General features: G+C 44.3%; 37 protein-coding genes. All 37 read right to left on the reverse strand.

Annotation, left to right across the window (positions count from 1 at the left end; translation table 11 throughout):
* Nucleotides 1-85 precede the first annotated feature (85 nt).
* The 37 genes from eno to rpoC all read right to left on the reverse strand — a co-directional run bounded on the left by eno (nucleotide 86) and on the right by rpoC (nucleotide 25,391).
* Nucleotides 86-1,363, reverse strand: a complete 1,278-nt coding sequence (gene eno, locus EFB08_RS14755) for a phosphopyruvate hydratase (RefSeq protein ID WP_123127705.1) — start codon at nucleotides 1,361-1,363, stop codon at nucleotides 86-88.
* A 16-nt stretch (nucleotides 1,364-1,379) separates the two neighbouring features.
* Nucleotides 1,380-2,492 carry a glutamine-hydrolyzing carbamoyl-phosphate synthase small subunit gene (gene carA / locus EFB08_RS14760; protein ID WP_123127706.1) on the reverse strand — a complete coding sequence of 371 codons (1,113 nt, stop codon included), beginning with the start codon at nucleotides 2,490-2,492 and terminating at the stop codon, nucleotides 1,380-1,382.
* Nucleotides 2,493-2,570: 78 nt separating this feature from the next.
* On the reverse strand, nucleotides 2,571-3,095 hold the full coding sequence (rplQ, locus tag EFB08_RS14765; protein ID WP_123127707.1) for a 50S ribosomal protein L17: 525 nt from the start codon (nucleotides 3,093-3,095) through the stop codon (nucleotides 2,571-2,573).
* 68 nt (nucleotides 3,096-3,163) lie between these two features.
* Entirely contained in the window at nucleotides 3,164-4,153 is a 990-nt protein-coding gene (locus tag EFB08_RS14770; RefSeq protein ID WP_123127708.1) for a DNA-directed RNA polymerase subunit alpha, read from the reverse strand.
* Between the two features lie 37 nt (nucleotides 4,154-4,190).
* Nucleotides 4,191-4,796 carry a 30S ribosomal protein S4 gene (gene rpsD / locus EFB08_RS14775; protein WP_123127709.1) on the reverse strand — a complete coding sequence of 202 codons (606 nt, stop codon included), beginning with the start codon at nucleotides 4,794-4,796 and terminating at the stop codon, nucleotides 4,191-4,193.
* A gap of 21 nt (nucleotides 4,797-4,817) precedes the next feature.
* The gene (gene rpsK, locus EFB08_RS14780; protein WP_123127710.1) at nucleotides 4,818-5,210 is read right to left on the reverse strand and encodes a 30S ribosomal protein S11; all 393 of its coding nucleotides are present in this window, start codon (nucleotides 5,208-5,210) and stop codon (nucleotides 4,818-4,820) included.
* 10 nt (nucleotides 5,211-5,220) lie between these two features.
* On the reverse strand, nucleotides 5,221-5,598 hold the full coding sequence (gene rpsM, locus EFB08_RS14785) for a 30S ribosomal protein S13 (protein ID WP_123127711.1): 378 nt from the start codon (nucleotides 5,596-5,598) through the stop codon (nucleotides 5,221-5,223).
* Nucleotides 5,599-5,607: 9 nt separating this feature from the next.
* Complete coding sequence (gene ykgO / locus EFB08_RS14790) at nucleotides 5,608-5,724, reverse strand: type B 50S ribosomal protein L36 (protein ID WP_071885446.1); 117 nt, start codon at nucleotides 5,722-5,724, stop codon at nucleotides 5,608-5,610.
* Nucleotides 5,725-5,728: 4 nt separating this feature from the next.
* Nucleotides 5,729-5,947 carry a translation initiation factor IF-1 gene (infA, locus tag EFB08_RS14795; protein WP_048919321.1) on the reverse strand — a complete coding sequence of 73 codons (219 nt, stop codon included), beginning with the start codon at nucleotides 5,945-5,947 and terminating at the stop codon, nucleotides 5,729-5,731.
* 3 nt (nucleotides 5,948-5,950) lie between these two features.
* Nucleotides 5,951-6,721: a type I methionyl aminopeptidase gene (gene map / locus EFB08_RS14800; protein ID WP_123127712.1), complete on the reverse strand. Its 771-nt coding sequence runs from the start codon at nucleotides 6,719-6,721 to the stop codon at nucleotides 5,951-5,953.
* A 3-nt stretch (nucleotides 6,722-6,724) separates the two neighbouring features.
* On the reverse strand, nucleotides 6,725-8,050 hold the full coding sequence (secY, locus tag EFB08_RS14805; protein ID WP_123127713.1) for a preprotein translocase subunit SecY: 1,326 nt from the start codon (nucleotides 8,048-8,050) through the stop codon (nucleotides 6,725-6,727).
* Nucleotides 8,051-8,054: 4 nt separating this feature from the next.
* On the reverse strand, nucleotides 8,055-8,501 hold the full coding sequence (gene rplO, locus EFB08_RS14810) for a 50S ribosomal protein L15 (protein ID WP_123127714.1): 447 nt from the start codon (nucleotides 8,499-8,501) through the stop codon (nucleotides 8,055-8,057).
* Nucleotide 8,502: 1 nt separating this feature from the next.
* Complete coding sequence (rpmD, locus tag EFB08_RS14815) at nucleotides 8,503-8,682, reverse strand: 50S ribosomal protein L30 (protein WP_123127715.1); 180 nt, start codon at nucleotides 8,680-8,682, stop codon at nucleotides 8,503-8,505.
* Between the two features lie 2 nt (nucleotides 8,683-8,684).
* A complete protein-coding gene (rpsE, locus tag EFB08_RS14820) occupies nucleotides 8,685-9,203 on the reverse strand; it encodes a 30S ribosomal protein S5 (protein WP_123127716.1) in 519 nt (172 codons plus the stop codon).
* 4 nt (nucleotides 9,204-9,207) lie between these two features.
* Nucleotides 9,208-9,561, reverse strand: a complete 354-nt coding sequence (gene rplR, locus EFB08_RS14825; protein ID WP_123127717.1) for a 50S ribosomal protein L18 — start codon at nucleotides 9,559-9,561, stop codon at nucleotides 9,208-9,210.
* Nucleotides 9,562-9,569: 8 nt separating this feature from the next.
* Nucleotides 9,570-10,124 (reverse strand): 50S ribosomal protein L6, encoded by a 555-nt coding sequence (gene rplF, locus EFB08_RS14830; protein ID WP_123127718.1) that lies wholly within the window; start codon nucleotides 10,122-10,124, stop codon nucleotides 9,570-9,572.
* A 10-nt stretch (nucleotides 10,125-10,134) separates the two neighbouring features.
* Nucleotides 10,135-10,533, reverse strand: a complete 399-nt coding sequence (rpsH, locus tag EFB08_RS14835) for a 30S ribosomal protein S8 (protein WP_123127719.1) — start codon at nucleotides 10,531-10,533, stop codon at nucleotides 10,135-10,137.
* Between the two features lie 86 nt (nucleotides 10,534-10,619).
* On the reverse strand, nucleotides 10,620-10,889 hold the full coding sequence (gene rpsN / locus EFB08_RS14840; RefSeq protein WP_048919312.1) for a 30S ribosomal protein S14: 270 nt from the start codon (nucleotides 10,887-10,889) through the stop codon (nucleotides 10,620-10,622).
* Between the two features lie 4 nt (nucleotides 10,890-10,893).
* Entirely contained in the window at nucleotides 10,894-11,445 is a 552-nt protein-coding gene (gene rplE / locus EFB08_RS14845; protein ID WP_123127720.1) for a 50S ribosomal protein L5, read from the reverse strand.
* A gap of 1 nt (nucleotide 11,446) precedes the next feature.
* Complete coding sequence (rplX, locus tag EFB08_RS14850) at nucleotides 11,447-11,770, reverse strand: 50S ribosomal protein L24 (RefSeq protein ID WP_123127721.1); 324 nt, start codon at nucleotides 11,768-11,770, stop codon at nucleotides 11,447-11,449.
* Between the two features lie 20 nt (nucleotides 11,771-11,790).
* Nucleotides 11,791-12,159 carry a 50S ribosomal protein L14 gene (gene rplN / locus EFB08_RS14855; RefSeq protein ID WP_123127722.1) on the reverse strand — a complete coding sequence of 123 codons (369 nt, stop codon included), beginning with the start codon at nucleotides 12,157-12,159 and terminating at the stop codon, nucleotides 11,791-11,793.
* Between the two features lies 1 nt (nucleotide 12,160).
* On the reverse strand, nucleotides 12,161-12,418 hold the full coding sequence (gene rpsQ, locus EFB08_RS14860; RefSeq protein WP_123127723.1) for a 30S ribosomal protein S17: 258 nt from the start codon (nucleotides 12,416-12,418) through the stop codon (nucleotides 12,161-12,163).
* 11 nt (nucleotides 12,419-12,429) lie between these two features.
* Nucleotides 12,430-12,624, reverse strand: a complete 195-nt coding sequence (gene rpmC / locus EFB08_RS14865; RefSeq protein WP_123127724.1) for a 50S ribosomal protein L29 — start codon at nucleotides 12,622-12,624, stop codon at nucleotides 12,430-12,432.
* 2 nt (nucleotides 12,625-12,626) lie between these two features.
* Complete coding sequence (gene rplP, locus EFB08_RS14870) at nucleotides 12,627-13,049, reverse strand: 50S ribosomal protein L16 (protein ID WP_062543985.1); 423 nt, start codon at nucleotides 13,047-13,049, stop codon at nucleotides 12,627-12,629.
* A 26-nt stretch (nucleotides 13,050-13,075) separates the two neighbouring features.
* Entirely contained in the window at nucleotides 13,076-13,879 is an 804-nt protein-coding gene (rpsC, locus tag EFB08_RS14875; protein ID WP_123127725.1) for a 30S ribosomal protein S3, read from the reverse strand.
* 5 nt (nucleotides 13,880-13,884) lie between these two features.
* On the reverse strand, nucleotides 13,885-14,271 hold the full coding sequence (gene rplV / locus EFB08_RS14880; protein WP_123127726.1) for a 50S ribosomal protein L22: 387 nt from the start codon (nucleotides 14,269-14,271) through the stop codon (nucleotides 13,885-13,887).
* Nucleotides 14,271-14,549 (reverse strand): 30S ribosomal protein S19, encoded by a 279-nt coding sequence (gene rpsS / locus EFB08_RS14885; RefSeq protein ID WP_048919303.1) that lies wholly within the window; start codon nucleotides 14,547-14,549, stop codon nucleotides 14,271-14,273. Before rpsS ends, rplV begins: the two co-directional genes overlap by 1 nt.
* A gap of 3 nt (nucleotides 14,550-14,552) precedes the next feature.
* Nucleotides 14,553-15,377, reverse strand: a complete 825-nt coding sequence (gene rplB / locus EFB08_RS14890; RefSeq protein ID WP_123127727.1) for a 50S ribosomal protein L2 — start codon at nucleotides 15,375-15,377, stop codon at nucleotides 14,553-14,555.
* A 12-nt stretch (nucleotides 15,378-15,389) separates the two neighbouring features.
* Nucleotides 15,390-15,677: a 50S ribosomal protein L23 gene (rplW, locus tag EFB08_RS14895; protein ID WP_123127728.1), complete on the reverse strand. Its 288-nt coding sequence runs from the start codon at nucleotides 15,675-15,677 to the stop codon at nucleotides 15,390-15,392.
* Nucleotides 15,677-16,309: a 50S ribosomal protein L4 gene (gene rplD / locus EFB08_RS14900; protein WP_123127729.1), complete on the reverse strand. Its 633-nt coding sequence runs from the start codon at nucleotides 16,307-16,309 to the stop codon at nucleotides 15,677-15,679. Before rplD ends, rplW begins: the two co-directional genes overlap by 1 nt.
* 1 nt (nucleotide 16,310) lies before the next feature.
* Nucleotides 16,311-16,931, reverse strand: a complete 621-nt coding sequence (gene rplC, locus EFB08_RS14905) for a 50S ribosomal protein L3 (protein WP_123127730.1) — start codon at nucleotides 16,929-16,931, stop codon at nucleotides 16,311-16,313.
* A gap of 406 nt (nucleotides 16,932-17,337) precedes the next feature.
* A complete protein-coding gene (gene rpsJ, locus EFB08_RS14910; RefSeq protein ID WP_048919298.1) occupies nucleotides 17,338-17,643 on the reverse strand; it encodes a 30S ribosomal protein S10 in 306 nt (101 codons plus the stop codon).
* A gap of 10 nt (nucleotides 17,644-17,653) precedes the next feature.
* A complete protein-coding gene (fusA, locus tag EFB08_RS14915) occupies nucleotides 17,654-19,753 on the reverse strand; it encodes an elongation factor G (protein ID WP_123127731.1) in 2,100 nt (699 codons plus the stop codon).
* Nucleotides 19,754-19,755: 2 nt separating this feature from the next.
* Complete coding sequence (gene rpsG, locus EFB08_RS14920; protein ID WP_123127732.1) at nucleotides 19,756-20,223, reverse strand: 30S ribosomal protein S7; 468 nt, start codon at nucleotides 20,221-20,223, stop codon at nucleotides 19,756-19,758.
* 13 nt (nucleotides 20,224-20,236) lie between these two features.
* Entirely contained in the window at nucleotides 20,237-20,653 is a 417-nt protein-coding gene (gene rpsL / locus EFB08_RS14925) for a 30S ribosomal protein S12 (protein WP_048919295.1), read from the reverse strand.
* A gap of 102 nt (nucleotides 20,654-20,755) precedes the next feature.
* Complete coding sequence (locus tag EFB08_RS14930; RefSeq protein ID WP_123127733.1) at nucleotides 20,756-21,070, reverse strand: DUF3467 domain-containing protein; 315 nt, start codon at nucleotides 21,068-21,070, stop codon at nucleotides 20,756-20,758.
* 1 nt (nucleotide 21,071) lies between these two features.
* Nucleotides 21,072-25,391 (reverse strand): DNA-directed RNA polymerase subunit beta', encoded by a 4,320-nt coding sequence (rpoC, locus tag EFB08_RS14935; RefSeq protein ID WP_123127734.1) that lies wholly within the window; start codon nucleotides 25,389-25,391, stop codon nucleotides 21,072-21,074.
* Nucleotides 25,392-25,455: the final 64 nt, after the last annotated feature.

A 25,455-nucleotide genomic window follows, 5' to 3' on the forward strand; every position in this document is an offset into this window, starting at 1 on the left:
AATCAATTCTGCAAATTCTGTTTTTGTCCTGTTTTCTACAAAAGAGGTTCAAAACTAAAAGCTGCCGAAAGAATCGCGGTGTAGATTACATGTTCCGGCCTGGGAAGTAAGCTACCTCGCCTAGTTCTTCCTCAATACGAAGTAACTGGTTGTACTTAGCCATCCGGTCTGAGCGGGAAGCCGAACCGGTTTTGATTTGGCCGGTGTTCAAGGCTACCGCTAAGTCAGCGATGGTGTTGTCTTCGGTCTCGCCTGAACGGTGGCTCATGATGCTCTTATAGCCGTTTCTGCGGCCTAAGTTGATTGCATCAATGGTCTCAGTCAACGTTCCAATCTGGTTTACCTTGATCAGGATAGCGTTCGCTGTCTTCTGGTCAATGCCTTGCTGCAGACGGGTTACGTTGGTTACGAACAAGTCATCCCCTACTAACTGGGTCGTTCCACCGATAGAGTCGGTCAATGCTTTCCAGCCAGTCCAGTCGTCTTCGTCCATACCATCTTCAATGGAGATGATCGGATATCTCTTTGACCAATCTGTCCAGTAGCTCACCATCTCAGAAGAGGTCAGTTTGTCGCCGGTAGATTTCTTGAAGTGGTAGTGGCCGGTAGAGGCATCGTAGAACTCAGAAGCAGCAGCATCCATGGCAATCATGAAGTCCTCGCCTGGGCGGTACCCAGCGGCTTCAATAGCCTGTAATACTACTTCAATGGCTTCCTGGTTTGACCCGATGTTAGGAGCGAATCCACCTTCGTCGCCTACGTTGGTAGACATGCCTTTTTTCTTCAGTACGTTTTTCAGGTGATGGAACACCTCAGTACCCCAACGCAGCGCCTCAGAGAAAGAAGAAGCACCCACTGGCATCACCATGAACTCCTGGAAGTCAATGGAGTTGTCAGCGTGGCTACCGCCGTTCAAGATGTTCATCATAGGTACGGGCAACGTGTTGGCGTTTACCCCACCTACGTAGCGGTACAGAGATTGACCAGCTTCTTTGGCAGCAGCTTTAGCAGCAGCCAAAGAAACTCCCAAGATAGCGTTTGCGCCTAACTTAGCTTTGTTAGGTGTGCCATCAATCTCAATCATGATCTTATCAAGCAAGCTCTGCTCGAATACATTGAACCCAACCAATTCATCAGCGATGATGGTGTTCACGTTCTGTACCGCTTGCAGTACACCTTTGCCCATGAACATGCTCTTGTCATCGTCACGCAACTCAACGGCTTCGTGTTTACCGGTAGAGGCTCCGGACGGAACGGCCGCACGGCCAACAATACCATTAGAGGTGATCACATCTACCTCAACGGTAGGGTTACCGCGGGAGTCAAAGATCTGGCGGGCTTTGATGTCTTCAATTAAGCTCATATAGTTCTAGTTTGATTTAAGAATTCTTTTCTTTTTCCAGCATCTCCACGAACAGGTCGAATAGATACTCTGAGTCATGCGGTCCCGGAGAAGACTCTGGGTGATACTGCACAGAGAAAGCCGGTTTGTTCTTTATCCTGATGCCTTCAACGGTATTATCGTTCAGGTTGATGTGGGTGACCTCCACATTAGGGTGATTCTTCACCGCTTCTGCATCTACCGCAAACCCGTGGTTCTGCGAGGTAATCTCGCTTTTACCGGTAATAAGGTTTTTAACAGGATGGTTTAAGCCACGGTGGCCATTGTGCATCTTGTAGGTAGGAATGCCATTGGCCTGAGCCAGAATCTGGTGCCCCATACAGATGCCAAACATCGGTTTTTCAATGGCCAGGATCTGCTCCACGCTTTTCACGGCTTCGTTGGTCACCGCTGGGTCACCAGGGCCATTGGAGATGAAGTATCCGTCTGGTCCCCATTCTTCCATTTCCTCAAAGGTAGTACCATAAGGGAACACCCGGCACTCACATCCTCTTATAGTAAGATTATTCAGGATGTTGCGTTTCACCCCCAGGTCCAGTACAGCTACTTTGAAGCGGAAACCTTCTACTGGCAAATCATACTGAGTTGGAGTGGTTACTTTGGAAGAGAGCTCCAAACCTGCCATAGAAGGCACTTCCAGAAGCTGGCTTTTCAGCAAATCAATATCCGTAATTTCTGAAGAAATGATAGCGTTCATCACTCCTTTATCACGCACGTAACGCACCAACTCACGGGTATCAATTTCACAGATTCCCACAATACCGGCTTTCTCAAAGTACTCCTGCAAAGATCCTTCAGCGGTCTTTCTGGAAAAATGATGCGAAAACTCCTTACACACCAACCCTTTAATCTGAACGTTGCCAGACTCTACTTCTTCTGGCTGAACCCCGTAGTTGCCTACGTGAGAAACGGTGGTGATGACAATCTGTCCATAGTAGGAAGGATCAGTAAAGATCTCCTGATACCCCGTCATGCCTGTGTTAAAACAGACCTCTCCGCCGGTAGTTCCAATTCTCCCAAGGCTCTTACCCCGGAAAACAGTGCCGTCTTCCAGCACTAATACTGCGTCAGTTGTTGTATGAAGCTTCATTTATTATAGATATGTGGCAAAAATAAAAAAGGGATACGAGTAATCTCGTATCCCTTTTCATTAATTATTGCATACTTGTTATTCTGCGGCTGGAGTTTCAGCTGGAGCAGCTCCTGTAGCCTCTTCAGTAGTAGAAGCAGAAGCATCAGTAGAACCCTGAGCATCGGTGCTTTTCTTGCCTGAAGAACGACGTCTTGTTTTTGGTTTAGCAGCAGCGGCAGTACCGGTAGTGGTCAGCATGTCCTCGTTGTAATCAACAAGTTCAATGATACACATATCGGCGTTGTCACCTAAACGATTCCCAGTTTTCAAGATACGTGTGTATCCACCTGGACGATTCGCAATTTTGCCAGCTACGTTGTCGAACAACTCTTTTACAGCCTCTTTGCTCTGCAGATAAGAGAAAACGGTACGACGAGAGTGAGTCGTGTCGTTTTTCCCTTTGGTCAACAAAGGCTCAGCATACTTACGAAGAGCTTTCGCTTTGGCAACGGTAGTTACCATACGCTTGTGAAGAATAAGAGAAGCCGCCATGTTTGAAAGCATAGCTGAGCGATGGGCAGCAGTCCTACCTAAGTGATTGTTTTTTTTACCGTGTCTCATTTTATTAATTGTGCACGTGCATACCGTCGATCAACCTTCGTGGGATCGGGAATTATGCCGTAGGATTACTAATCTTCTTCTAATTTGTACTTGGCGATATCCATTCCAAAGGTAAGACCTTTATCGGATACAAGGTTCTCTAGTTCAGTCAAAGACTTCTTACCGAAGTTCCGGAACTTCATCATGTCAGAGAGATCCAATTGCACTAAGTCTCCTAAAGTTCTGATGTCAGCTGCTTTCAAGCAGTTGTACGCCCGAACAGAAAGGTCCATGTCATGCAAAGGAGTCTTCAGAACTTTTCTCATGTGCAGCATTTCTTCGTCTACTGCTTCTTCCTCTTCAGGTTTCACAGTCTCAAAAGTCATGGTATTGTCAGAGAAAAGCATGAAGTGCTGAATCAAAATATTGGCAGCACCTTTCAAAGCATCTTCCGGGTGGATAGAACCATCGGTAGTGATCTCAAGCAAGAGACGCTCGTAGTCAGTCTTCTGCTCAACGCGAGTGTTCTCCACGCTGTACTTCACATTTTTTACAGGCGTGAAGATGGCATCAATTGCGATCTGACCGAAAACCTGATCGGCAGGTCTGTTTTCTTCTGCTGGAACGTAGCCTCTTCCTTTTTGAATAGTTAATTCAATTTCGAAAGAAGACTCAGGATCAAGGTGGCAAATCACTAAATCAGGATTCAACACCTGGAAAGAACCAGAGAATTTATTGATGTCACCGGCAGTGAAGGTATCTTGCTTGCTGATGCTAACGGTGATTTTATCATCAACCAAGTCACCAATTTTCTTGAACCGAACCATTTTCAGGTTCAGGATAATCTCAGAGACATCTTCAACCACACCTTCAATGGTAGAGAACTCATGGAGCACACTAGGAACACGGATGCTAGAGATGGCATATCCCTCCAATGAGGAGAGAAGAATTCTTCTCAGCGCATTCCCAATGGTAACACCATAGCCCTTTTCTAGCGGCTTAAATTCAAATTGCCCATTAAAGTCATCGGATTTCTCCATCACGACTTTCTCTGGCATTTGAAAGGCTAATATTGACATGATTGCTGGTTTAAGGTTGATACTTACTTAGAAGGTATTACTTAGAGTAAAGCTCGACAATCAGCTGCTCCTGAATTTTCTCAGGGATCTGATCACGCTGTGGATTAGAGATGAACTTACCGGCCATTTGACCACCATCCCACTCCAACCAGGTGAAAGCGCGAGCATTACGGCCAGCAAGGCTGTGCGTAATAGCTTCTAATGATTTTGATTTCTCGCGTACACTTACCACATCACCTGGACGCAGGGTGTAAGAAGCGATGTTCACCACATGTCCATTTACCTGGATGTGGTTATGGTTTACCAATTGTCTGGCACCACGTCTTGTTGGAGCAATACCCAAACGGTAAACAGTGTTGTCTAATCTTGCCTCTAAAAGAGCAAGTAAGTTTTCACCGGTAATACCTGTTTTACGGGCAGCTTTGTCAAACAAGTTCTCAAACTGTTTCTCCAATACACCATAGATGTATTTGGCTTTCTGCTTCTCCATTAACTGGATAGCGTACTCAGATTGTTTCTTTCTACGACCACGGCCGTGCTGGCCTGGACCGTACGCTTTTTTAGCTAAAGCTTTGCTTGGTCCAAAAATTGGTTCGTTGTATCTTCTAGAGATTTTACTCTTAGGGCCTGTGTATCTTGCCATTTCTAATACTAAATAATATCCTTAAACTCTTCTGCGCTTTGGAGGGCGACATCCGTTGTGAGGAAGTGGAGTAACATCTTTAATAGAGGTCACTTCAATACCAACGTTTTGCATTGTCCGGATAGCAGACTCACGTCCTGCACCAGGGCCTTTTACAAAAACTTCAGCCTTTCTCATTCCAGCTTCATAAGCTACTTTACCGCAATCGGCAGCAGCCATTTGGGCAGCATAAGGAGTATTTTTCTTAGACCCTTTGAATCCCATTTTACCAGCGGAGGCCCAGGAGATCACCTGGCCATTGTTGTTGGTAACAGAGATAATAATATTGTTGAAAGAAGCTTTGATGTGTACCTGACCAACAGGCTCCACCACAACCACGCGCTTCTTGGCTTTATCTTTTCTTTTCTGAGCCATTGTCGTTTAATTATTTAGATGCCTTCTTCTTGTTTGCAACTGTCTTACGCTTACCTTTTCTGGTTCTTGAGTTGTTTTTGGTTCTCTGACCTCTAACTGGCAAACCTTTTCTGTGACGCAGACCGCGATAAGAACCGATGTCCATCAAACGTTTGATGTGCAACTGTACCTCAGAACGAAGAACACCTTCAACTTTGTGCTCAGTAGAAATAACGTTACGGATTTCTCCCGCTTCTTCCTCCGTCCAATCCTTCACTTTCTTGTCAAGATCCACCCCAGCCTTCACCAAAATAGACTGTGACAGTTTACGACCGATGCCGAAAATGTACGTCAAAGCGATTTCGCCTCTTTTGTTATCTGGAATATCAACTCCTGCTATTCTAGCCATGTTTTTAAATTAACCTTGTCTTTGTTTATAACGTGGATTCTTCTTGTTGATCACGTAAAGCTTCCCTTTACGTCTGATCACTTTGCAGTCTTCACTGCGCTTCTTAACTGACGCTTTAACTTTCATCTGTTTATTTGTATCTGTAAACTATTCTGCCTTTACTAAGGTCGTAAGGAGACATTTCCAATTTTACTCTATCACCGGGAAGAATCTTGATGTAGTGCATCCGCATCTTTCCAGAAATGTGAGCAATAACTTGATGGCCATTTTCTAATTCTACCCGAAACATTGCATTGGATAGTGCCTCAATGATGGTACCGTCTTGTTCGATGGAAGACTGTTTAGCCATGTATTAGTTCAGTGCTTTATCTATGTAATCAAAAGTAGTTAAAATCTCTGCTTTGCCTTTTCTCACCACCACTGTGTGTTCAAAATGGGCAGATGGTTTTTTATCACGAGTCCGGATAGTCCAACCATCGTTTTCCTGAACCACATGTCTTGAGCCAAGATTGACCATAGGCTCAATAGCTAGAACAAGGCCTTCTTGTAATTTCATTCCCTGCCCTCTTTTCCCATAATTAGGAACCTCTGGACTTTCATGTAAATCACGGCCTAATCCATGTCCAACCAACTCCCGAACCACCCCGTAGCCATATTGCTCTACATGGGTTTGGATAGCATGGCCAACATCCCCAATTCGGGAACCAACTACAGCAAACTCAATTCCTTTGTATAAAGACTCTTTGGTCCGCTGCAGTAAAGCAGTAACTTCTGGGGCAACTTCTCCTACGGCATGGGTATAGGCGCTGTCACTGTGGAAACCCTGAAAAAAAACTCCACAATCAATAGATACAATATCTCCTGATTGCAGAGCATACTGACTAGGTATACCATGTACTACTGCTGAATTTAAGCTAATGCATAAGCTGTGCTTAAATCCATTATACCCTTTAAAAGAAGGAGAACCTCCATTGTCTCTGATAAATTCTTCAGCGACAGAATCTAATTTTAAGGTAGTAACACCCTCAGTTACATGCTTGGCAACAATGCCATGCACTTGACTGAGGATGTTAGCACTTTGTTTAATAAGCTCGATTTCTTCTTCGGTCTTATATACAATCATTCCTTAGGAAGCAACCGCTATGTTTTTTGAACGTCCTCTGAGTTTACCAGATTTCATCATGCCATCATAATGACGCATTAACAAATAGCTCTCAATTTGGTTCAATGTGTCTAAAACAACGCCCACTAAGATGATCAGTGATGTTCCTCCAAAGAATGCAGCAAACTCCCTGGTGATACCAAAAAGCATTGCAATGGATGGAAGAATAGCAATGATAGCAAGAAAGAGAGCGCCAGGTAAGGTAATTCTGGTAAGAACTTCATCAATGTATTCAGAAGTAGCTAGACCAGGTTTTACGCCAGGAACAAAACCTCCACTTCTCTTCAAGTCATCAGAGATCTGGTTAGGATTCACACTGATAGCGGTATAGAAGAAAGTAAAGATAATGATTAAAACAGCGAAAGATAAGTTATACTGCCAGGAAGTATAATCCGAGAATACATTCCCAATTTCATTGGCGATGTCACTATCGTTTCTCCAGAAAGAGGCGATCATACCAGGCAGGAACATCAAAGATTGAGCAAAGATGATTGGCATTACACCGGCTGCATTCACCTTCAAAGGAATAAATTGTCTCTGGCCAGCTTGCAAGGAAGCACTTCCGCCTACTTGTTTGGCATATTGAACAGGAATTCTTCTGATAGCTTGGGTAAGCATTACTACACCCATTACCACAAAGAAAAGAACAATTAATTCAAAGATGAAGATTAAGGCGCGTCCTAAGCCAAGGGCAAGAGCCTCACCTACCAGAGCACCAGGGAGACGGGAAACTATACCAATCATGATCAGCATAGAAATACCGTTACCAATACCTTTATCAGTGATTTTTTCACCTAACCACATACAGAACATAGTTCCAGCAGTAAGGATAATCATGGAAGAAATTGTAAACAGAGGGCCAGCAACTGAAGGGTCAATAGCATCTGCGTTAATAGTGGCAAGGAAACCAACAGACTGTGCAAGGGTAATTACAATAGTCAACACCCTTGTGTATTGATTTATCTTCTTACGGCCAGATTCACCTTCTTTTTGCAATTTCTGGAAATAGGGAACCGCAATGGTTAGAAGCTGTAAAACGATGGAAGCAGAGATATAAGGCATGATACCCAATGCAAAGATGGAAGCATTGCTAAATGCCCCACCTAAAAAGGCATCTAATAAGCCTAAGATTCCTTGAGAACTACCTTTCAGTTGATTGGGATCAATTCCAGGAAGTACAACATAGGAACCTAATCTGAAAATTGCGATGAATCCTAAAGTATTTAGGATTCTAACTCGCAAATCTTCAATCGCAAAAATATTCTTAATCGTAGTAATCAGCTTCTTCATCTGTTTACAGAGTCACAACCTTACCGCCTGCTTTTTCAATAGCCTCTACTGCAGTTTGAGAAAACGCATGTGCGTGGATCTCAACAGCGGTAGTCAATTCGCCTCTTCCAAGAACTTTAATATTATCGTTCTTAGATGCTAATCCGTTTTCACGAAATACAGCGAAGTCGATAACAGAAGATCCGGTTTTAGAAGCTAAGTTCTGAAGCACATCAAGGTTTACAGCAGTATACTCAACCCGGTTAATGTTTTTGAAACCAAATTTGGGCACACGACGTACCAATGGCATCTGACCACCTTCAAAACCTGCTTTGGATGAATATCCTGAGCGAGATTTAGCTCCTTTATGTCCACGGGTGGAGGTTCCTCCTCTACCAGAACCGGTACCACGACCAATTCTCTTCCGGTTCTTAACAGAACCTTCAGCAGGTTTTAAATTACTTAAATTCATTTTAGACCTCCTTAATCGATACTAAATGTTGCACACGGTTAACCATACCTGCAATCTGAGGGGTCAACTCTTTCGTTACAGTCTTATTGATTTTGCCAAGACCCAGCGCCTTCATGGTTTGCTTTTGTCTTTCGGGACGGTCAATAATACTTTTGATCTGGGTGATTTCTACACTTGCCATAATTACCCGTTGAATACACGTTGTAAACTGATTCCACGTTGCTGAGCAACTACCAATGGATCGCGCATTTTAGACAATGCATCAAAAGTAGCTTTCACCACGTTGTGCGGGTTAGAAGAACCTTTTGATTTAGCAAGTACGTCTCTAATGCCAGCACTGTCAAATACTGCACGCATCGCACCACCAGCAATAACGCCGGTACCAGCTGCAGCAGGTTTGATCAACACAAATCCACCGGAGAATTTACCTTCCATTGGATGCGGTACAGTGTGCTTGAACAGAGGAACACGAACCAGGTTTTTCTTAGCATCGTCGATTCCCTTTGCAATTGCATCAGTTACCTCATTTGCTTTACCTAAGCCGTAGCCTACAACACCATTTCCGTCACCTACAACCACGATAGCAGAAAAGCTGAATCTTCTACCACCTTTAACAACTTTAGCAACACGGTTGATAGCCACTACGCGCTCTTTGAGCTCAATCTCGCTTGCTTTGATGCTTCTGATATTTAATTTAGACATGTTCTTAGAATTTTAGACCCGCTTCACGAGCCCCTTCTGCTAATGATTTAACACGACCATGGTACAGATAACCACCTCTGTCAAAAACAACTTCGGTGATACCGTTTGCCAAGGCTTTAGCTGCTATATCACGACCTACTGAGGTAGAAGCAGCACTTTTTGTTGAAGTGGCTTCTCCTTCAATAGTAGAAGATGAAGAACTTGCTAATGTAACACCATTCACATCATCAATCAGTTGCGCATAAATAGCTTTATTGCTTCTGAAGACAGACAGACGGGGACGCTGAGCTGTGCCAGACACCTTGTTACGGATGCTGCGACGAATTCTCAGTCTTCTTTTTGCTTTATCGAATGCCATTTTCTTACTTATTTAGAAGCAGTTTTACCAGCTTTTCTTCTAACAACCTCACCCACGAAACGAATACCTTTGCCTTTGTAAGGCTCAACTTTACGTAACGAGCGGATTTTGGCAGCTACCTGACCAATCAACTGCTTATCAATACCTTCTAAGGTGATTACAGGAGCCTTACCTTTTTCAGTAACTGCAACTACAGAAATCTCAGCAGGTAAGCCTACATAAATGTTATGTGAATATCCTAACGCAAGCTCTAAGTTCTGGCCTACAGTGGTGGCTTTGAAACCCACACCAACCAATTCCAAAGAAAGTTTATACCCTGTGCTAACCCCAACAATCATGTTGTTGATGATAGAACGGTATAAACCATGAAGAGCTTTGTGTCTCTTTTGCTCAGTAGGACGAGATACGGTAAGTACACCTTCCTCTATAGCAACAGTAATGTCCGTATCAACTTGTGAAGAAAGAGTACCTTTAGGCCCTTTCACTGTAACCAGGTTATCCTGGTTAACCAACACCTCAACACCTTGTGGGAGCGTGATTGGCAGTTTTCCTATCCGCGACATTTCTTCTGGATTAATACACGTAACACAACACTTCACCACCTACATTAAGGCCTTTCGCCTCTTTGTCAGTGATGACACCTTTTGAGGTTGAAAGGATGGCAACGCCATAACCATTCAACACACGTGGCATCTCATCAAGATGCACATACTTACGGAGTCCCGGCTTACTGACTCTCTCAAGTTTCACGATAGCAGACTGCTTAGTAGCGGGATCATACTTCAAGGCAATTTTAATTGAACCCTGAACTGAACTATCATCGAACTTGTAACTCTGAATATAACCTTTCTCGTAAAGAACTTTGGTTAATTCCTTTTTTATTTTGCTAGCCGGAATTTCAACTACCCGGTGGTTTGCCTTAATGGCATTCCGTAGTCTAGTTAAATAATCTGCTATCGGATCTGAATGCATTAGACTATAATTTTAGATTCCGCTCTTTTTAAGGAGCCGCAAAGATACTAATGTTTTCCTAACTATAATAGTTATAGGAGTAATAATTACCAACTAGCCTTCGTCACTCCAGGAATCTTGCCGGCAGAAGCCATCTCTCTGAACGTAACACGAGAGATGCCAAACTTACGCATATAGCCTCTTGGACGTCCGGTTAATTTGCATCTGTTGTGCAACCGAACTGGAGAAGCATCTTTTGGCAATTTATCTAGAGCTTCATAATCGCCAGCAGCTTTTAACTGAGCTCTTTTAGCTGCATATTTAGCAACTAACTTTTGTCTCTTGAGCTCTCTTGCTTTTGCTGATTCTTTAGCCATTTTCTTATTTCTTTAAATTTGCGAACGGTAAACCAAAGCCTTTCAATAACTCCAAGCTTTCTTCATCAGTAGAAGCAGTAGTTACGAAAGTGATATCCATACCAGCGATAGACTTGATCTTGTCAATGCTGATCTCAGGGAAAATGATCTGCTCTTTAACCCCTAATGTATAGTTACCACGTCCGTCAAAACCTTTGTCGCTGATACCTTTGAAGTCACGTACCCGTGGAAGGGCAATGGTTACCAAACGGTCAAGAAACTCGTACATCTTTTCGCCACGCAGGGTAACACGGGCACCAATTGGCATACCTTCTCTCAACTTGAAGTTAGAGATAGAGTTTTTTGCTTTGGTTTGCACGGCCTTCTGACCAGCGATGATGGTTAACTCATCTACTCCAATGTCAACCAGTTTCTTATCTGCCACGGCATTACCAATACCTCTGTTGATGCTGATTTTGGTAATCTTTGGCACTTGCATTATGCTCTTGTATTGAAATTTCTCTTTCAATGCAGGCACAATCTCTTTTGAATATTTCTCTTTTAGTCTAGCTGCCATGTTAGATTAAGTTTCCAGTTTTTTTGGAATAACGTTGAAGCTTACCATCATTGTTCAGCTTCTTACCGGTTCTGGTGGCAACATTAGTAGCAGGCTCAACTACCATGACATTGCTGGCATGGATAGGAGCTTCTAATTTCACAATACCACCATTCGGGTTTTTAGCACTTGGCTTTTGGTGCTTAGATACCAGGTTCAAACCTTCTACTACAATCTTTTGCTTATCTGTAAGCACAGACGTAACAGTTCCTGTTTTGCCTTTATCATCACCAGCGATCACTTTAACAGTGTCGCCTTTCTTCACATGAAGTTTATGCTTTGACATCTTGTTTTCTTTTCTCGTGTTTAAATTACTTCAGGAGCCAAAGAAACAATTTTCATAAACTGTCTTTCACGTAACTCACGGGCAACTGGCCCAAAGATACGCGTACCACGTGGCTCATCGTTGTTGTTCAATAACACGGCTGCGTTATCATCAAAACGAATGTAAGAACCGTCTTTCCGACGAACTTCTTTCTTGGTGCGAACAATCACAGCTTTGTGAACAGTTCCCTTTTTTACGTTTCCTGAGGAAAGAGCAGATTTTACGGTAACAACAATTTTATCACCAACAGAGGCGTATTTTTTTCCTGTTCCACCCAGTACCCGGATGCACAGAACCTCTTTTGCTCCGCTGTTATCAGCAACAGTAAGTCTTGATTCTTGTTGTATCATCTTATTTAGCTCTTTCTACGATTTCAATTAAGCGCCAGCACTTGTTCTTGCTCAAAGGTCTGGTTTCCATGATGCGTACAGTATCTCCGATACCGCACTCGTTGTTCTCATCATGTGCCATGAACTTCTTGGACTTGGTAACAAACTTCCCGTAAATAGGGTGTTTTACTTTGCTCTCAACAATAACAGTGATGGATTTCTCCATCTTGTTACTTACCACGCGTCCAGTTTTTTCTTTTCTTAGATTTCTCGTCTCCATGGTTTTTAATTTTAGCCATTGAGCTCTAGAGAACGCAGTTGCGTTTCTAGTCTGGCGATGGTTTTTCTTGTATGCTTAATTCTGGAAGGATTCTCAAGCGGAGAGATAGCATGAGCAAACTTCAAGTTCACTAAGTTGTTTCTCTCAGTTGTAAGTTGCTCTTTCACTTCATTAAGTGAAAGAGCTTTGATTTCAGATTGCTTCATGACTATTTCTCAACGTAATCTCTACGTACTACAAATTTAGTTCTTACTGGTAGCTTTTGAGCAGCCAGTCGTAAAGACTCTTGAGCTACTTCTAGCGACACTCCATCAGATTCAAACATGATGGTACCTGGTTTAACCACAGCTACCCAGTACTCTGGAGATCCTTTACCCTTACCCATACGCACCTCTGCAGGCTTCTTAGTGATAGGCTTGTCAGGGAAAATACGAATCCATACTTGGCCTTCCCGTTTCATGGCACGAGTCATTGCGATACGTGCTGCTTCAATCTGACGAGCGGTGATCCAAGAGGCTTCTAATGATTTGATCGCGAAAGATCCAAAGGAGATTGTGCTTCCTCTGTGCGCAAGACCAGTTACCCGGCCCTTTTGCATCTTTCTATATTTAGTTCTTTTCGGCTGTAACATTTCTTAAATTCCTAAAAGTTGAACAACTACTTGCGCTTGTTAGGTCCACCCCCGCCGCGCTTCTGGTTTGAATCACCAGGACGCTTGTTGCGGTTGTTGTCTCTACGGTCGCCGCGATCATTTCCACCTCTCTCGCTTCTTTCGTTGCGAGGTCCAGCAGACTGACCACCACTTTGTTGACCAGCGTTAGGAGATAAGTCACGCTTACCGAATACTTCTCCTTTGAAGATCCACACTTTGATACCTAATTTACCGTACACGGTCTGAGCTTCTGATAAAGCATAATCAATATCAGCTCTCAAGGTATGCAAAGGAGTACGTCCTTCTTTGTAGTGTTCGGTACGGGCCATTTCAGCACCGCCTAAACGGCCAGAAACCTGGATCTTGATACCTTCAGCACCAACTCTGATGGCAGAAGCGATGGCTTGTTTCATAGCTCTTCTGAAAGAGATACGAGCCTGCAATTGCTGAGCTACTGATTCACCTACCAATTTAGCATCCAACTCAGGGCGCTTAATTTCAAAGATGTTGATTTGAACGTCTTTGTTGGTGATTTTCTTTAGCTCTTCTTTTATTTTATCAACCTCTTGGCCACCTTTTCCAATAACCACGCCTGGACGGGCAGTGTTAATGGTGATAGTGATTCTTTTAAGAGTTCTCTCGATGATGATTTTGGAAATACCTCCTTTTGGGATACGGGCAAGGATGTATTTACGGATCTTTTCGTCTTCGATCAGTTTATCAGCGAAATCCTTTCCTCCGAACCAATTAGAGTCCCAGCCTTTAACAATACCTAGTCTTAGGCCTACTGGATTAACTTTTTGTCCCATTTTAACTATTTGGCTTCGTTAGAGGTAGATGTTTCAACTGTCTCCACTTCCACTTTAGAATCAATCACAAGTGTCACGTGGTTAGATCTCTTTCTGATTCTGTGGCCACGACCCTGCGGAGCAGGACGCAGACGCTTCAGCATCTTTCCTTCATCTACTCTAATCTCTTTAATATATAGATTAGCATCCTCGATGCGGGCATCTTCGTTAGCTGCTTGCCAGTTAGATAAAGCAGATAAAAGAAGTTTCTCCAGTTTAGGAGCGCCGGCATTTGGTGTAAATTTAAGCAAACCTAATGCTTGGGTAACTTTTTTACCTCTGATCAAGTTCGCAACCAATCTCATCTTACGCGGTGAGCTTGGTACATTGTTTAATTTAGCTACCGCTTCCATTATCTTTTACCTTTATCTTTCTTAGCAATATGGCCTCTGAAGTTTCGGGTAGGAGCGAATTCGCCTAGTTTGTGACCTACCATGTTCTCTGTTACATACACCGGAATGAATTTGTTCCCGTTGTGAACAGCAAACGTATGACCAACGAAATCTGGGGAGATCATGGAACGGCGTGACCAAGTTTTGATCACTGCTTTCTTTCCAGACTCATCCATTGTCTGCACTTTTCTATCGAGCCTGTAGTCAATATAAGGCCCTTTTTTTAATGATCTTGCCATTACTTATTTCTTCCTTCTATTAACAATCAGGTTCTCGGAGAATTTATTTTTGTTTCTGGTTTTCTGACCTTTTGCGTAAAGACCTTTACGTGATCTTGGGTGACCTCCAGATGACTTACCTTCACCACCGCCCATTGGGTGATCTACAGGGTTCATGGCAACACCTCTTACTCTTGGTCTGATACCCATCCATCTGCTACGTCCAGCTTTACCAAGCTTCACGTTCATGTGGTCAGCGTTCGAAACAGTACCTACGGTAGCCATACAGTTTACCAGTACCATTCTCATCTCACCGGAAGGTAATTTCAAGGTAGCGTAACGGCCTTCACGGGCTACCAACTGTGCATAAGAACCTGCACTTCTTGCCAGTACCGCTCCTTGGCCTGGAGCTAACTCTATGTTGTGAACGATTGTACCCAGAGGAATGTCAGATAACGGCAAAGCGTTACCAACTTCTGGTGCAACACCAGGTCCTGAAACTACAGTCGCATCCACAGCCAAGCCTGCTGGAGCAATGATATAAGCTTTTTCGCCGTCTGCATAGAACAACAAGGCAATACGTGCTGTTCTGTTTGGATCGTACTCAATCGCTTTCACCGTTGCAGGAACTCCGTACTTCTGTCTTTTGAAGTCGATGATACGGAATTTTTGTTTGTGACCACCGCCTGTGTAGCGCATGGTCATTCTTCCTGAATCGTTGCGTCCACCAGATTTTTTCTTGGATGCCAACAAAGATTTCTCAGGCTCGCTCTTCGTGATCTCAGTGAAGGCAGGCGCTACTCTAAATCTTTGACCTGGTGTTGTCGGTCTTAGTTTTCTTAATGCCATTCTATTATTTGCTTATATACCGCTATAGAAATCGATTACTTCCCCTGCTTTCAAAGTAACAATCGCCTTCTTAGAGGATACGGTACGTCCGGTTACAACACCAGACTTGGTGTTGCGAGACTTCAATTTTCCTTGGGTTCTCATGGTAGAGATTTTCTCTACTGTAACACCGTAACGTGATTGGATCGCTTTCTTGATCTCAATCTTATTTGCTTTTCTATCAACCTCAAAAGCGTATTTACCTACTTCGTTCAAAGCGGTAAGCTTCTCAGTCAATAATGGTCTTTTCAGGATACTCATTATTTCGATGTGTAAATTTCTTCAAAAACAGAAAGAGATTCCTCTAAACAAACTACTTTGTCTGCGTTCAACAAGTCATAAGTTGTCAAAGCACCAGGAGTAGCTACTTTTACCTTTGACAGGTTTCTGCTTGACAGAACCACATTGGTATCAGCTTCTTTGGTAACGATCAACGTTTTTCTTTCTCCTACTTTCAGACCTTGCAGGATTGCTGCAAATGTTTTTGTTTTTGGAGTATCAATGGTGATGTTATCCACTAACACCAGACGCTCATCTTTCGCTAATTGAGAAAGTGCAGAAAGTCTAGCTAAAGACTTCAACTTCTTGTTTAATTTGAAGCTATAGTTTCTAGGTTTTGGACCGAATACACGACCACCGCCTACAAACACTGGTGATTTCAAAGAGCCAGCTCTTGCTCCACCAGTACCCTTTTGACGTTTGATCTTCTTGGTTGAACCAGCTACCTCAGCACGCTCTTTTGATTTGTGAGTACCTTGACGTTGGTTAGCTAAGTATTGCTTAACATCCAGATACATGGCGTGTTCGTTAGGCTCAACCCCAAACACAGACGCAGGAAGGGTTACTTTCCTTCCGGTATCTTCGCCTTTACTATTGAAAACTGATAGCTCCATCTTATTTCTCAACTACAATAAATGAATTTTTAGCGCCCGGGATAGAACCGCTAACTACAAGTAAATTTTGCTCTGGCATAATACGTAACACGCGCAGGTTTTGAACCTTCACACGGTCACCGCCCATTCTACCAGCCATGCGCATTCCTTTGAATACCCGTGATGGCCAAGAGCAGGCTCCAATTGAACCAGGGTGACGTGCTCTGTTGTGCTGACCGTGAGTCTGGCCACCAACACCACTAAAGTTGTAACGCTTTACAACCCCTTGGAAACCTTTACCTTTTGAAGTGCCAACTACATCAACGAATTCGCCTTCTTCAAACAGGTTTACATCTACTGAATCTCCCAGTGAGAAAGAAGCTACGTCTTCCAGTCTGAACTCTACCAACTTTTTCTTAGCGGTAGTGTTTGCTTTCGCGAAGTGTCCGGCAAGCGCCTTGCTTACTCTTTTAACCTTCTTCTCTCCGTACCCAAGCTGAACAGCTGTATAGCCGTCTGTTTCTTGCGTTTTAACCTGAGTTACTACGCATGGTCCTGCTTGAATCAAAGTACAGGCCACGCTCTTCCCTTCAGGAGTGAAGAGGCTTGTCATTCCGATCTTTTTACCGATAATTCCAGGCATTCTACTTTTTTATTTAAACAATTAAAATTAACTACCCGTAATAGGGGGTCTATTTTCGGGAGTGCAAAGTTCTATATTTAATTTTTATTTTACAAGCCCTGCTAAATTATTTGTTTTCAGATACTAATGTATTTTCATCCATGTATCTCGCTGCCTGTAAATTTTGAGTAGCCCTTTAACTCTCATCTTTCCTAAATGATTCCTTCCTCTTCCCTGTTTTCAGCTTAGATTTTGAAAAACAGGCTCTAAACGGAAGAATTTTCCTTGCACCTCTTTTTTTGGAAGTAAATAACTTTCAGGAAAGTTTTTAGCTTCTTTTCCGAAAACAGACTTAAAACAAAGATTCACCTATACCCATAAAAAAAGGGAGAGGTCACCCTCTCCCTTTTTTACTTAAACTCTTTTATCAAACTTTGATTTCAACATCAACTCCGCTTGGTAATTCAAGCTTCATCAACGCATCTACCGTTTTAGAAGAAGTAGAATAGATATCTACCAATCTCTTATAGGTGCAAAGTTGGAATTGCTCTCTTGCTTTTTTGTTCACGTGAGGTGAACGTAAAACAGTGAAGATATCTTTTTCGGTAGGCAAAGGAATAGGACCACTTACGATCGCACCAGTTGCTTTTACCGCTTTCACGATTTTCTCTGATGATTTATCAACCAGATTGTGATCGTAAGATTTCAGTTTGATTCTGATCTTTTGATTCATTCTATTTCAACTATTTCGAAGTCCCTTTAATTTTTGCGATGATCCCATCTGCCAGGTTCTGCGGTACTTGCTCGTAGTGTGAGAAAGTAAGTGAAGCAGTTGCTCTTCCTGAAGTAATGGTACGTAAATCAGTCACGTAACCAAACAGTTCTGATAAAGGAACATCGGCTTTCACTACCGTAGAAGTACCTTTGGTATCCATACCTTTCATGATACCTCTTCTTCTGTTCAAGTCACCTGTAACTGGACCAGTGTATTCATCTGGAGTTACCACGTCTACTGCCATAATTGGCTCAAGAAGTTTAGGGGCACATTGCTTACCAGCTTCTTTGAAACCTGCCCGGGCAGCTAATTCAAATGACAAGGCATCAGAGTCAACGTCGTGGAAGGAACCGTGGAATAAACGAACTTTCATGGAATCTACCGGGAAGCCGGCAAGGATACCATTCTTCATTGCTTCTTCGAAACCTTTCTGCACCGGAGGAATGAATTCTCTTGGGATCACACCACCTACAATGGCGTTTTCAAACTCTAGACCTGTTTTCCCGTCCTCACGTGGACCCATGGTGAACACGATGTCCGCGAATTTACCACGTCCACCTGACTGCTTCTTGTAAACCTCACGGTGTTCGAAAGACTTCGTGATGGTTTCTTTGTAAGCTACTTGAGGAGCACCTTGGTTCAATTCAACCTTGAACTCACGCTTCATACGGTCGATGATGATCTCCAAGTGAAGCTCACCCATACCTCTCAAGATGGTCTGACCAGTTTCCTCGTCAGTGTTTACCTGTAGAGTTGGATCTTCTTCGATCAACTTGGCAATGGCCATACCCATTTTATCAGAGTCAGCCTGAGTTTTAGGCTCAATAGCGTATCCGATAACTGGCTCTGGGAAGTCCATTGATTCCAGCACGATTTTCGCATTCTGGTCGCAAAGGGTATCTCCAGTTTTGATATCCTTAAAGCCTACTACCGCTCCGATGTCACCGGCAGCCAATCTCTCGATCTGGTTCTGCTTGTTAGCGTGCATCTGGAAGATACGGGAAATACGCTCTTTGTTGTTGGAACGGGTATTGTACACGTAAGAACCTGACTCCAGTACGCCTGAATAGGCACGTACGAAGCAAAGGCGGCCTACGTAAGGGTCAGTAGCGATTTTGAAAGCAAGACCTGCAAAAGGATCGCTTTCGCTTGGCTTACGCACTACTTCTTCGCCAGTGTCTGGGTTTGTACCAACAATGTTGTCCTTGTCTAAAGGTGATGGAATCAAAGCCATCACATAGTCCAACATGGTTTGTACCCCTTTGTTTTTGAAAGAAGAACCGCAAAGCATTGGCACGATTGCCATGTCAATGGTTGCTTTACGAAGAGCGTTCATGATTTCAGCTTCAGTGATCGTTTCTGGATCATCAAAGTATTTCTCCATCAAAGACTCATCGTAATCTGCTACTGCTTCCAGTAACTTCTCACGGTACTCAGTAGCCTCCTCCAGCATATCGTCTGGAATTGGAACTTCTCTAAAGGTCATCCCTTTGTCGTGCTCATTCCACTCAATACCTCTGAAGTTTACCAAGTCAACTACACCTTTGAAGTCATCCTCAGCACCAATTGGCAACTGAAGCGCTACGGCGTTGCTGCCCAGCATTTCTTTTACTTGCTTACAAACAGCAAGGAAGTCAGCTCCTGAACGGTCCATTTTGTTAACGAAACCAATACGGGCTACTTTGTAGTTATCGGCAAGTCTCCAGTTAGTCTCAGACTGTGGCTCAACACCGTCTACTGCGCTAAACAAGAAAACCAAACCATCCAATACACGCAGGGAACGGTTTACCTCTACGGTAAAGTCAACGTGGCCTGGCGTATCAATGATGTTGATGTGGTATTTGTCACCTCTGTAGTCCCAGTTTACAGTAGTAGCTGCAGAAGTAATGGTAATACCTCTTTCTTGCTCCTGCTCCATCCAGTCCATGGTGGCAGCTCCATCGTGTACCTCTCCTATTTTGTGGCTTACACCAGCATAGTAAAGGATACGCTCTGTAGTTGTGGTCTTACCGGCATCAATGTGCGCGGCAATACCTATGTTTCTGGTAAATTTTAAGTCTCTAGCCATTCTTAGAATCTGAAATGCGAGAATGCCTTGTTGGCTTCTGCCATTCTGTGAGTATCATCTTTCTTTTTCACAGCAGCACCTTCTCCTTTGGCAGCGGCGATGATCTCACCAGCTAATTTATCCATCATGGTCTTCTCACCTCTCTTGCGAGCGTAAGAGATCATCCATTTGATACCAAGAGAAATCTTTCTATCCGGACGTACCTCAGTTGGTACCTGGAAAGTAGCACCACCTACACGGCGGGATTTTACCTCTACACCTGGCATGATATTGTTCAATGCTTTTTTCCAGGTATCTAACCCGTTCTCTTTAGTTCTTTTCTCAACTAAATCGCAAGCATCGTAAAATATTCTGTATGCCACACTCTTTTTACCGTCTACCATCAGGTAGTTCACAAAACGGGTAACCAGAGTCTCTTTGTATTTTGGATCAGGAAGAAGAATTCTCTTCTTTGGTTTCGCTTTTCTCATTGTCTTAACTCAATTATTTTTTCTTACCGCCTTTTCCTGCAGCAGCTGCTGGCTGACCTGGTTTAGGACGTTTTGCTCCGTATTTAGAACGGGACTGTAGACGACCGTTTACACCAGCAGTGTCCAACGCACCACGGATGATGTGGTATCTTACACCTGGTAAGTCTTTCACACGACCACCTCTGATAAGCACAATGGAGTGCTCTTGCAGGTTGTGTCCTTCACCTGGGATGTAGGCATTGACTTCTTTACCGTTTGTCAAACGCACACGGGCCACTTTTCTCATCGCTGAGTTTGGCTTCTTAGGTGTGGTTGTGTAAACGCGTGTGCACACGCCACGTCTTTGTGGGCATGAGTCAAGAGCTGGAGACTTAGACTTTGATGTTAGCGCTTCTCTTCCCTTTCTTACTAATTGTTGTATAGTAGGCATTTACTAACTTTTTAAACTGATTTCTCTCTTCAAAAAATGGTTTGCAAAGGTATAAAATTCACTTTGCAAATTCAAAGTTTTAATTCATTAATTATTAATGGCTTAGGCTTCGCCAATAGTTCCCCCAAAATTGAGCGGAAAGCTTGGGGTTTCCGGCGTCTGCTTTATCACCCCGAAGCTTTGCTCATATTTTAGGATGTTTTCCTCCAAAGCAGCCAAGAAACGCTTGGCATGCTCTGGAGTAATCACCACTCTTGACTTTACTTTTGCCTTCGGGATCCCGGGCATCAGGCGGATAAAATCAATCACGAATTCACTGTGGGAATGTGCGATCATGGCAAGATTTGCATACTCACCCTCGGCAATTTCCTCTGTCAACTCAATGTTGATCTGTCCTTGTTGTTCTGCGGCGGCCATCTTATTTCTCTTGCAGTTCGCCTTGTTTAGCTGCTTTCACTCCTGATTGTCTGCTGGAAGTCAGAGCTTCATACTCATCCTTAGAGCCTACAATGATTTTAGAGTACTCGCGCAAACCGGTACCTGCCGGGATCAAGTGACCTACGATTACGTTCTCTTTCAAGCCCAGTAATTCGTCCGCTTTTCCTTTGATGGCTGCCTCGCTCAACACCTTGGTCGTTTCCTGGAAGGAAGCCGCGGAGATAAAGCTTTGCGTACCCAAAGAAGCCTGGGTGATACCCTGCAAGGTTGGTCTTGACACGGCCGGCTGTGCATCACGCACGGTTACGATCCGTAAGTCACGACGCTTCAAGCTGGAGTTCTCATCGCGTAGACGACGCGCCGTCACAATCATACCTGGCTTCATGGCGGTTGAGTCACCTGCATCCTCCACTACTTTCATGTCAATGATCATGTCGTTCTCTTCCATGAACGTCACTTTGTCAACCGTCTGGTTCTCCAGGAAGCTTGTATCACCTGGGTCAATCACGTTCACTTTCTGCATCATCTGACGAACCACTACTTCAATGTGCTTGTCATTGATCTTCACACCCTGCAGACGGTATACTTCCTGAATCTCGTTCACTAAGTATTCCTGCACGGCACCAGGTCCCTGGATATTCAGGATATCGTTTGGCGTAATGGCACCGTCTGACAACGGAACACCAGCTCGCACAAAGTCATTGTCCTGCACCAGGATGTGCTTGGAAAGAGGTACCATGTACTTCTTCTTCACACCGTCTTTAGACTCAATGTAGATTTCACGGTTACCGCGTTTCACGCCACCGTAGGTTACCACACCGTCAATCTCACTCACTACCGCTGGGTTAGACGGGTTACGGGCTTCAAATAGCTCAGTAACGCGTGGCAGACCACCCGTGATGTCACGGGTCTTACCAATGGCACGAGGGATTTTAGAGATAATCTGACCTGCTTTGATTACTTGTCCATCTTCTACGGCTAAGTGAGCACCTACTGGAATGTTGTAGGTCTTAGGCTCACCATTGGCAGGGATGATGACAATAGCTGGGTTCTTCGTCTTATCTTTTGTCTCGATGATTACTTTCTCACGGTGTCCGGTCTGCTCATCAGACTCCTCACGGAAGGTGATACCCTCCACAATAGATTCGTAAGCAATTGTACCGTCAAACTCAGAAAGGATTACCGCATTGTATGGATCCCAGTTACACAGTTCGTCGCCTTTAGCTACGGTCTGGCCTTCGTTTACTAACAGGAATGAACCGTAAGGCACGTGGTTACTGATCAGCAGTTTGCCCGTAGTTGGCTCAACTACCTTCACCTCACCTGAACGACCCATTACTACTTTCACCGGCTCGCCTTCAGCATTCATGGTCTCAATGGTCCGAACATCTTCGAACTCAATGGCACCGGCAAATTTGGCACGGATAGCTGCATCAACCGCAATGTTAGATGCTGTACCACCCACGTGGAAAGTACGGAGTGTCAACTGCGTACCTGGCTCACCAATAGACTGGGCTGCGATAACCCCAACAGCCTCCCCTTTCTGCACCATACGGCCAGTTGAAAGGTTACGTCCGTAGCATTTCGCACAAATACCGCGCTTGGTCTCACATGTCAACACCGAACGGATCTCCACGCTTTCTATAGCGGTTTGCTCAATGGCACGGGCTACTTCTTCGGTGATCTCGTTTCCTGACTCATGGATCAGTTCTCCGGTGATTGGATCGATGATGTCATGTACGTTCACACGACCTAGGATACGCTCAGACAAAGATTCCACAATATCCTCGTTGTCTTTCAGCGCGCTTACTTCCAGACCACGCAGTGTACCACAGTCAGACTCGTTTACGATCACATCTTGGGAAACGTCCACTAAACGACGGGTTAGGTAACCCGCATCCGCTGTTTTCAAGGCTGTATCCGCAAGACCTTTACGGGCACCGTGCGTAGAGATGAAGTACTCAATTACATCCAAGCCTTCTTTGAAGTTAGATAGAATTGGGTTTTCAATGATCTCCCCTACTGATCCTTGCAAGGACTTCTGTGGTTTCGCCATCAGACCTCTCATACCACCTAACTGACGGATCTGCTCTCTTGAACCACGGGCTCCGGAGTGCATCATCATGAAGATGGAGTTGAAACCTTGGTCATCTTTTTCAAGACGGCTCATCAAAGTCTCGGTGATCTGGTTGTTGATACGCGTCCAGATATCAATTACCTGGTTGTAACGTTCGTTATCTGTGATAAGACCCATAGAGTAGTTTGCCCAAACGGCATCTACATCTTTCTTGGCCTCTTCCACTAAGATATCTTTCTCTTTCGGGATTACGATGTCACCCAAGCCCATGGACAGACCGCCTTTGTAAGCCGACTGGAATCCTAGGGTTTTGATATCATCCAGGAACTGAGCAGTTCTCGCCATACCGGTTACTTTGAACACGCGGGAGATGATCTGCTGCAATTTTTTCTTAGAAAGAAGTTCGTCTACGTAACCCACTTCCTCTGGCACGAACTGGTTGAAAAGAACTCTACCAGCAACAGTCTCAATGAGCTTGGTTACTAATTGGTTGTTCTCATCCAATACTTTCACCCGCACCTTGATAAAGGCGTGCTTAGACAAGCGGCCTTCATTGATGGCGATGATTACTTCTTCGGCAGAGTAGAAAGACATGCCTTCCCCTTGAATAACTTCATTCTCGGTGGTACGCTTGCCTTTGGTTACATAGTATAAGCCCAACACCATGTCCTGAGAAGGTACCGCAATTGGCGCACCGTTGGCAGGGTTCAGGATGTTGTGCGAAGCCAACATCAACATTGAGGCTTCCAGGATGGCTGCCGGTCCTAGTGGAACGTGCACCGCCATCTGGTCACCGTCAAAGTCGGCGTTGAATGCTGTGGTTACTAATGGGTGTAGCTGAATCGCTTTCCCTTCAATCAGTTTCGGCTGGAACGCCTGAATACCTAATCTGTGGAGCGTAGGAGCACGGTTCAACAGTACCGGGTGTCCTTTCAGCACGTTTTCCAAAATATCCCATACAACCGGGTCTTTTCTGTCTACGATTTTCTTCGCAGATTTTACCGTTTTCACGATACCGCGCTCAATAAGCTTACGGATGATGAACGGTTTGAAAAGCTCAGCTGCCATGTTCTTAGGCAGACCGCACTCGTGTAGTTTCAATTCTGGACCTACCACAATTACGGAACGACCTGAATAATCCACACGCTTACCAAGCAAGTTCTGACGGAAACGTCCTTGCTTACCTTTCAGCATGTCAGAAAGTGATTTCAGAGCACGGTTACCTTCTGCCCGAACAGCGTTCACTTTACGTGAGTTGTCGAACAGGGAGTCAACGGCTTCCTGAAGCATACGCTTCTCATTCCGCAAGATTACCTCTGGCGCTTTGATCTCGATCAGACGCTTCAGACGGTTGTTACGGATGATAACGCGACGGTATAAATCGTTCAAGTCAGACGTAGCGAAACGGCCACCATCCAACGGAACCAACGGACGCAATTCTGGTGGAATCACAGGCACCATACGGATCACCATCCACTCAGGCTTGTTCTCAATTCTGGTGGCGGCATCACGGAAAGCCTCTACTACACGTAGACGCTTCAACGCTTCCGCTTTCCGCTGCTGAGAAGTCTCATGGGCAGCAGAGTAACGCAGGTCATAAGAAAGGTCATCCAGGTTGATGCGCTCCAATAACATTTGAAGAGCTTCAGCTCCCATTTTCGCGATGAACTTGTTTGGATCATGGTTGTCCAACATCTGGTTCTCGCGTGGCAGCTTGTCAATCATGTCTAGGTACTCATCTTCGGTTAAGAAGTCCAGCATGTTCACGCCGTCTTCACCTAAGATACCCGGTTGGATCACTACGTACCGCTCATAATAGATGATCTGGTCAAGCTTCTTGGTTGGCAAGCCTAACAGATACCCGATTTTGTTTGGCAATGACTTGAAGTACCAGATGTGTGCTACCGGTACTACCAATTCAATATGGCCCATGCGCTCACGACGCACTTTTTTCTCAGTTACTTCAACCCCGCAACGGTCACAGATAATCCCTTTGTAACGGATTCTCTTGTATTTACCGCAGTGGCACTCCCAGTCCTTCACTGGCCCGAAGATCCGCTCGCAGAACAAACCGCCCATTTCTGGCTTGTAGGTTCTGTAGTTGATGGTTTCAGGCTTAGTTACCTCTCCGTTTGATCTTTCCAGGATTGATTCTGGAGAAGCCAACGAAATGGTCACTTTAGAGAAGTCTTGGATTAATTTTTTATTTCTTGCTAACGCCATGTTATGTGTTGCTAGATATGTAAATTTCCTTTTTACTAAATGGCTTAACTAACGCGTAAAAGGG

It is taken from the genome of Rufibacter latericius (assembly GCF_003721515.1).
Lineage (GTDB): Bacteria > Bacteroidota > Bacteroidia > Cytophagales > Hymenobacteraceae > Nibribacter > Nibribacter latericius.